The organism is Lonsdalea britannica, from assembly GCF_002111595.1.
Lineage (GTDB): Bacteria > Pseudomonadota > Gammaproteobacteria > Enterobacterales > Enterobacteriaceae > Lonsdalea > Lonsdalea britannica.
In genome coordinates this window covers 134,872-142,145 of record NZ_LUTN01000010.1, presented here as the reverse complement: position 1 = coordinate 142,145, position 7,274 = coordinate 134,872, and the positions used below count along the sequence as shown (strand labels likewise).

The window sequence follows — 7,274 nt, the reverse complement described above, 5'->3', positions numbered from 1 at the left end:
GGGTGTTGCCGGGAAGTGGACGATCTTGACCTGAGATTGCAAGGTATACATCCTTACTCTTTGCGTTGTAGCCAGGCGTTGATGCCAATCAATCCAAGTTGGCTGCTGGCGAAACTTCGTCGGCGACAGGCCAAACCGATGCCTGAAAGCACGGCTGAATGATTCCGTGTGCTGGAAACCGGCATCGAACGCGATATCGGTGATGCTTTCTAACGGATTAAAGACCAATCGATAAGAAGCGCGTTTTAAACGCATCATTTGGATATAACGACCCGGCGGCATCCCGCAATAGCACGAAAACTGACGATGGAAGTGAAAAGGAGAAAAGTGGGCGACCTCACTCAGCGACTCCAGTAATAAAGCATCATCGAGATGGCGATCGATATAATCCAAGACCCGTTTAAAACGCTGGGTGTAATGATCGGTTTTATCGTCAAACATGGCATCCTCCGTGCAAATCAGTATGTGTGAAAGGCGTGCGCTCTGCCTGACCGATCTTGCGCAAAACGTCCGCAAAAGCAGCTGGCCTCTGCACCGTGGGTGTTCCCAAGGGATAAGAAAGAAGAGTGCAGGTTATCTCACCTATGGCTGGCAAAAGGCGGGGCAATTTGGCGCCAGAGAAAACTCATCAGGACGATGGTGGCATGACACATCACCGCGCAAAAGGAGTGCGATTGCTGCTCGGTAAGATGGCATCAAGTAGGAGACGCTGTATTCAGAAAGGGGTGAAAGGGGCAGCGATAAAAAAACAAATAACATGTTGTAAATAAATTACTTTTTACGTCATAGCCAACCAGAAGTACTGCCCACGCGGAGATGCGTTGAATTCAACCTGTTGCCTCTAGAGCGTTTGGCCCAGATCAATGAGCAGACCTCGGATGTGGCGAGCCAGCGCCTCAATGAAAAACCGGCAGTAGTAGAAGGTGACGTTGATCACTTGAAAAGGGCACCCACGGCTAAGTGGGTGCCCACCGTATTCTGAAATTACTCATGTATCGGCTGGGCGTAACCTTTACGGGCACTTTGCCACACCAGGAAAGCGAGGCCCAGCGCAATAAACGACATAATGGCCCCCGCCCAGTTGGGTGAGGCCAGACCAAAACCGGCAGAAATCGTTACTCCGCCAATCCACACCCCCAGCGCATTTCCCAAATTAAACATGCCGATATTGACCGATGAGGCCATTGTGGGGGCACCAGCCTCGCTGGCGCGCTCCATCACCAGCTTCTGAATCGGCGAGACCGTCGCGAAACCGAAAGCCGCCATCAGGAATACCGAGACACAGATTACCCATGGGTTTTCGACCCCCTCCCATAACACCAGCAGAACCACGCCCTGTGCAGCAAGGGTAACGAAAAGCGTGCCAAAAAGTGAACGATCGGCGAAGCGTCCGCCAACCCAGTTCCCCACGGCAAGCCCCAAACCAAAAAGCACCATTAGCCACGCAACGCCGCCAGCAGAAAAGCCCGCGTCATTAACCACCATGGGGGCGATGTAAGTGATTGAGGTGAAAAAGGCTGCCGGTCCGAAAACGGTAATCCCCATCACAAGCAGCACCAGCGGATCGACGAAGGCACGCAGCTCATTTCGCAATGCAATGGCTTTCCCTTTCTTGATAGGCGGGATCAGCAAAGCAATACTGGCCATCGTGAGCAGCCCGATACCGGCTATCACCCAGAAAACCAGTCTCCAGCTAAATGTCTGCGCAAGCCAAGTCCCTGCCGGAACACCGACCAGGTTTGCCAGCGTCAGCCCCGAAAACATAAAGGCAATAGCGCTTGCCTGACGGCCAGGTGCCACCAACGACGCGGCAATAATTGAGCCGATACCGAAAAAAGCGCCGTGATTGAAAGACGTGACAATACGGCCAACAATCCCGATCGGCATCGTCGGTGCGATTGCCGTAATGATATTGCCCACCGTGAAAATGCCAGCCAGCACTATCAACATGGCCTTGCGCGGAACCCTTGCGCCCAACACCGTTAACAGCGGCGCACCGATAAAGACACCAAGCGCGTAGGACGTCGCCATCATTCCCGCTTTGGGGATACTGACGCTAAATTCTGCGGCAATTTGCGGGAGGATGCCGGCAATCACAAACTCAGTAAGGCCTATACCGAATGCGCCGACGGCGAGGGCTAAAAGTGCTATGGGCATTGCAACTCCATCATCCATTTTATGGCTTAATAATATTAGGTGGAATCTAGTATATTCAGACTTTCATTCTGACAGGCACCCTTATGAGCGCATTCGATAAAGAAGAAGATGGTATTCGGCGGACAAAGCATAAACCGGCAGAACTTGATGCCATTGACCGAAAAATATTAAGTGCTTTGGCGGAAGATGCAGGCCGTAGCTACACGGAATTGAGCGAGATCGTGAATTTATCGGCTCCTGCGGTTCACGAACGCGTTAAGCGTCTGAAACGTGATGGTGTGATCAAAGGAACCGTGGCGGTATTGGATGGCGGCAAGCTAGGACGGACGCTGTTAACGTTTCTGGTGATCACGACCAGCAGCTATAGCGCAACACGCGCCCTGCTGCAGTTCACTAATCGGAAGGAAGTTGAAGAACTGCATACCATCGCGGGTGACGGCTGCGTCTTTATAAAAGTACGAGCTGCTGACACTGAGTCATTAGAAAATTTTTTGATGGAAATTCAGTGTGTTGATGGCGTTCGTTCTGTGCGTAGCTACATTGCGCTTTCCACCTTCCTTGAGCGCGGCCCTTCTCCTGACTAAACCGTTAGCATGCATTATTTTCATTGTGGATCGGGCTAATGCGGACGTTCTAAGGCGATGCATCACGTCAACTCAATGCACAGAGTCGTGGGGCATTGAAGCGTCAGCGCTACGATAAGCGAAAGAGGGACATTGCGCCCCACGACGATGAATGTCTTGTTATAACGGTCACCCTACAGGCCAAGTGTCGTGGATGATGAGTGGCCAGCTTCCGTTGGTAACGGGGGGTCGCTTCTGGCACAAACTGGCCTGACGCTTTCTCATCCTCATTTTGTCATGTCACCATTAATCATTTCAGCCAGCAACCAGCGTTCAAAATCCAGCAGCGCAGCTTCATTTATCCCCGTTTCCCCCGGTTTAACTAAGCAGAATCTTTTGCTCAGGAGTGCAGATTCTGGCCAAGGCGCGACCAGCGCTCCGCTTCTCAGTTCTGTTTCGACGTACATTCGCGGCACCATGGCCACGCCTTGTCCCACCAATGCCGCCGAGATGGCCATTTCATGAAGGTCATACCGGACACCCTGCGCCGGATTATCAAGGACTATCCCGCTTTCCTGGGCATAGGTTTGCCACGCTTCCGGATTTTGACGCCGATGAATGCGCGGCAGTTGGTTCAATTGATCGTAGATGTTCTTATCCGTTACCAGTGCAGGATGGCATACCGGCACCAGTTTTTCCTGAAAGAGAAAGTGCATACGCATGCCCGCCCATGCGGGATGCTCAAAATGAACCACGGCGTCAAAACCGCTCCCAGTGAGAATGAAAGGGTCGGTTCTGGCCGCAATATTTACGGTTATGTCCGGGTGCAGGGCTCTAAAACCGCTCAAGCGGGGAATAAGCCATCGGCTGGAAAACGTCGGCAGGACGGCAATATCCAGACTTTTACTGCCTTCAGGCATTCCCATGATGGACTGTGTATCCCTTTCGAGCCGTTCGAGCGTTTCGCGTATGTGATGTGCATAGCGCGCCCCTATGGGATTAAGCTTTACCCGGCTTCCGGTTCGGTCAAACAGTCTGCAATTCAGCAACGATTCAAGGCGTGCAATTTGTCGGCTGATGCGCCTTCCGTCAGCGATAACTCTTCTGCGGCCCGGGCAAAATTACCGTGCCTTGCGGCGGCATCAAATGCCTGCAGAGAAGCGCTAGTGGGAATTTTTTTCCGCATAAAACCGTCCCTCACTTTGTGTATATAACGACCTTCCAGTGAGTGAATATCACTGATTAATGAAATAGTATCGATTCATACCCGAAAACACAGCATGTAGCATGATGAAAACTCATCAATAAGGTTCCTGTCGTTGATTCATGTAGCGGTCAGTCAATGCCCTACGTCGTGGAATGCCCAAGAACGATGCCAAAAGCGAGGAAGACTGGAATGAATTTTACCGCCGTGCCGGACGCGGGAAATGCGGCAACAGAATTCACGGCGCGTATTCACTGTTTGGGTTCTTGCGCCCCCCATACATGTTCGAAACTAACCCTGAGGTATTAATGAACCCTTCACCCTTCACATCTCGTCAGATCGGGGATTTTCTGGTGACAGCCTGAGTGACGGCCATATGTCAGCCAATCTGGATTTACTGTCAGGCATAGAGACCGCGGATGCAGAGATCATTCAGGACAGTGCCGGGATCGCTGAACCCGGCAATATCCATATCAACGCTTATCTCATCCGCGGTCGGGGGCGAACCCTTCTCGTTGACGCTGGTGCGGGAGGACTGAACAACGTGGGAGGCTGCTCAGAGAAAACCTCAGGGCGGCCGGCGTCAGCCCTGATGACGTGGACACGGTCTTACTGACGCACGGCCATCCTGACCACATCGGTGGCCTGCTGGATGCTGAGGGCCAGCCAGTCTTTAGACAGGCTGAACTTCATCTTCATCCTCTCGAGGCGCAATACTGGAGAGATGATGAAAAGTTTGAAATCGCCAGCGAACGCGGGAAACGTAATTTTGCGCTGGTCCGCCGAACGTTAGACGCTTACGCACAGAAACTGCGTTTTATCGACGGGAACAAGATAATCGAGGGCATTCTCCCGGAATGGCTGCCGGGCCACACACCCGGCCATACCGGATACCGCATCTATTCAGAGGATCAATGCCTCTTGATATGGGGAGACATCGTTCATTTCCCACATATCCAGTCAGCGCATCCGGCCGTTTCAATTGTATTCGACTGCGATCCCGCTCAGGCCGAAGACACGCGGAAACGACTCCTGGAACACGCAGCCAGAGAAAAACTGCTTATTGCAGGCATGCACTTTGACCGAAAAGGGTTTGCTAACGTTAGCAGGGTTGATGATGGATATCGTATTTCCTACCTGGAGGAATGAATGGGTATCCATCAGTCGGGTGGATCGTGGGCATGACAGAACAGCGAAATTTATCGAACCTTCTGGCGAAGTCATACAAAGAATCGCTTTGTGGAGTGCCCAACATGAAGATTGACCCATGAACGAAAACGATTGATTTTAATCTGCTGATAAAAGCGATAACTTCTTATTTATAAGGGAAAAATCAAATTTTCTGGAGTTCATGAGGGGGATTCTGGAGCGGGCGAAGGGAATCGAACCCTCGTATAGAGCTTGGGAAGCTCTCGTTCTACCATTGAACTACGCCCGCACGGAGAAGTGCCCGCATTATAGCGCTATCCGTTTGCCGGGCAAGATAAAAACCCGCCAAACTGACTGCGTTTTAAGCAATTAAATGCGCTAAAAAAAAGAATCTGAGGTACGGCGGCTTGAGTCGGTGCTCCTGAGGCAGGCCGCTGCTGACTAGCGTGCCAAAACTCGTCCCGTGATTCTTGCTCTTCCTCGACGGCAATACCACCGGCATCCAGCCTACTGAGTGTCCACACTAAGAAATTCACCGCACCAACGATCGTAGTGAACGACGCGCTCAGGCCCGGAAAAGAAAAACCCCACGCAGAGCGTGGGGCTAAGACGTTGATAACAGTAAGGTATTCATCACACCACGCTGAACCGACAGCCTCTTTCAAGGAGGCCGTCATCGTCATTATTTCTGCGGGCGCATGGCCGGGAACAGAATGACGTCGCGGATGGTGTGGCTGTTGGTGAACAGCATTACCATGCGGTCAATACCGATGCCCAGACCTGCCGTCGGCGGCATGCCGTGTTCCAGCGCGGTGACGTAGTCTTCGTCGTAGAACATCGCTTCATCGTCGCCAGCATCTTTGGCGCTGACCTGCTGAGAGAAACGTTCCGCCTGATCTTCGGCGTCGTTCAGCTCGGAGAAACCGTTACCGATCTCGCGGCCGCCAATGAAGAACTCAAAGCGGTCGGTGATTTCCGGGTTTTCGTCATTACGGCGCGCCAGCGGCGACACTTCCGCCGGATATTCGGTAATGAAGGTCGGCTGGATCAGGCTGCTTTCCGCCGTTTCTTCGAAGATCTCGGTCACGATACGGCCCAGACCCCAGCTTTTCTCGATCTTGATGCCCAGAGACTGTGCAATCGCCGTCGCTTTTTCCAGATCGTCCAAATCCGCCACATTGGTTTCCGGGCGGTATTTGCAGATCGCTTCACGCATCGTCAGCTTCTCAAACGGCTTGCCGAAGTCGAAGGTCTGGTCGCCATATTCCACCGTGGTGGTGCCCAGCACATCCTGAGTCAGGGTGCGGAACAGCGTTTCAGTCAACACAATCAGGTCTTTATAGTCGCATACGCCATATAAAGTTCCATCATGGTGAATTCAGGGTTGTGACGCGGCGAGATGCCTTCGTTACGGAAGTTACGGTTGATTTCGAATACGCGTTCGAACCCGCCGACCACCAGACGTTTCAGGTACAGCTCAGGCGCGATACGCAGGTACATATCGATGTCCAGCGCGTTGTGATGCGTGATAAACGGACGCGCGGAGGCACCGCCCGGGATCACCTGCATCATCGGCGTTTCCACTTCCATGAAGCCTTTTTCGACCATGAAGCGGCGGATAGAGGCCATCACCTGAGAACGAATTCGGAACGTGTTGCGGGATTCGTCGTTGGCGATCAGGTCCAGATAACGCTGACGGTAACGCGTTTCCTGGTCGGCCAGACCGTGAAATTTATCCGGCAGCGGACGCAGGGCCTTGGTCAACAGACGCAGTTCGGTACAGTGAATGGACAACTCGCCGGTCTTGGTTTTGAACAGCTTGCCGCGCGCGCCCAGGATATCGCCCAGGTCCCACTTTTTGAACTGGGTGTTGTAAACGCCTTCCGGCAGGTCATCACGGGAGACGTACAGCTGAATGCGTCCGCCCACGTCCTGCAGCGTCACAAAAGAGGCTTTCCCCATGATGCGGCGGGTCATCATACGGCCAGCGACAGTCACTTCCAGACCCAGCGGCTCCAGCTCTTCGTTATCTTTATCATCGTAGCTGGCATGCAGCCGATCGGACGTCGTATCGCGACGAAAATCGTTCGGGAAGGCCACGCCGGTTTCACGCAGAGCGGACAACTTTTCGCGACGCGCTTTGAGTTCGTTATTCAGATCCTGCGCCTGTTCGGCACCCTGAGATTGTGGTTCAGACATGT

3 protein-coding genes, 1 tRNA gene and 3 pseudogenes are annotated in these 7,274 nt (G+C 52.8%); 2 read left to right on the top strand and 5 right to left on the bottom strand.

What is annotated here, in order from left to right:
* The coding region (locus AU509_RS10425; RefSeq protein WP_139824043.1) for a helix-turn-helix domain-containing protein at nt 1-441 on the bottom strand (441 nt) is incomplete at its 3' end.
* Between the two features lie 543 nt (nt 442-984).
* Nucleotides 985-2,157: an MFS transporter gene (locus tag AU509_RS10420; protein ID WP_094118282.1), complete on the bottom strand. Its 1,173-nt coding sequence runs from the start codon at nt 2,155-2,157 to the stop codon at nt 985-987.
* Between the two features lie 83 nt (nt 2,158-2,240).
* Between AU509_RS10420 and AU509_RS10415 the strand changes: the two genes are divergently transcribed.
* Nucleotides 2,241-2,741, top strand: coding sequence for an Lrp/AsnC family transcriptional regulator (locus AU509_RS10415; RefSeq protein ID WP_085652684.1), 501 nt, complete (start codon nt 2,241-2,243; stop codon nt 2,739-2,741).
* A 266-nt stretch (nt 2,742-3,007) separates the two neighbouring features.
* Here AU509_RS10415 and AU509_RS10410 read toward each other — a convergent pair.
* A pseudogene (locus tag AU509_RS10410) lies at nt 3,008-3,906 on the bottom strand (LysR substrate-binding domain-containing protein).
* Between the two features lie 326 nt (nt 3,907-4,232).
* Between AU509_RS10410 and AU509_RS10405 the strand changes: the two are divergent.
* Nucleotides 4,233-5,073, top strand: a pseudogene (locus tag AU509_RS10405) (MBL fold metallo-hydrolase).
* 215 nt (nt 5,074-5,288) lie between these two features.
* Here AU509_RS10405 and AU509_RS10400 read toward each other — a convergent pair.
* Nucleotides 5,289-5,362: transfer RNA gene (locus AU509_RS10400), tRNA-Gly, on the bottom strand.
* Between the two features lie 393 nt (nt 5,363-5,755).
* Nucleotides 5,756-7,272, bottom strand: a pseudogene (lysS, locus tag AU509_RS10390) (lysine--tRNA ligase).
* Nucleotides 7,273-7,274: the final 2 nt, after the last annotated feature.

Bases quoted from the DNA above. Each gene is read 5' to 3' on its own strand.
- AU509_RS10415 (WP_085652684.1), top strand. From the start codon at position 2,241: ATGAGCGCATTCGATAAAGAAGAAGATGGTATTCGGCGGACAAAGCAT.
- AU509_RS10420 (WP_094118282.1), bottom strand. From the start codon at position 2,157: ATGCCCATAGCACTTTTAGCCCTCGCCGTCGGCGCATTCGGTATAGGC.